This is a genomic window from Prevotella sp. HMSC077E09 (assembly GCF_001814685.1).
GTDB lineage: Bacteria > Bacteroidota > Bacteroidia > Bacteroidales > Bacteroidaceae > Prevotella > Prevotella oris.
Genome location: NZ_KV817512.1, coordinates 1 through 477, shown reverse-complemented (window position 1 = coordinate 477; position 477 = coordinate 1). Strand labels below are relative to the sequence as shown.

Genomic DNA, 477 nt, shown 5'->3' with positions numbered 1-477 from the left:
TCAAAAGAATTTGTTTCTTACTCATCTTGACTTTTCTCTATTCGCAGGCAAAGGTAGTAAAAAGTTGAGAGACAACGCCTTTATATGCAAATTAATTACATTTTGCACGCTAAAATCATGGGCATGAACGGTCACGGCAGGTCGTCATGTCCTTTCCACTGCCTCTTAATAGCCTAAATAGTCAATTAAAGTGTACTTCTGCCAAAGAGGAGTCAGCTGCTGGAATGTGGGCTTTTGGATTTCACGCACACGTTTTCCGCTGGCATCATAGAGGATGAGTAGAAGGTTCTCAGAAGTGTAACCACGTTGCACTAAGGTTGAAATGAGCTGATAATTTTGGCCGTCATATTGGTACATATCATATTCAGTACGCTCCTCATTGATGTGGCGATTGTTCACAATACAACGGGCATCTTTGAAGATTGTGGGTGACTCTAAGTTGTCGAAAAAGGGTTCATGCACATATTTTCCTTGCTT

Annotated in this window: 1 pseudogene; it reads right to left on the bottom strand. The window is 41.1% G+C overall.

Annotated features, from left to right (window positions below):
- Positions 1–165: 165 nt before the first annotated feature.
- Positions 166–477, bottom strand: a pseudogene (locus tag HMPREF2983_RS02640) (hypothetical protein); the annotation flags it as partial.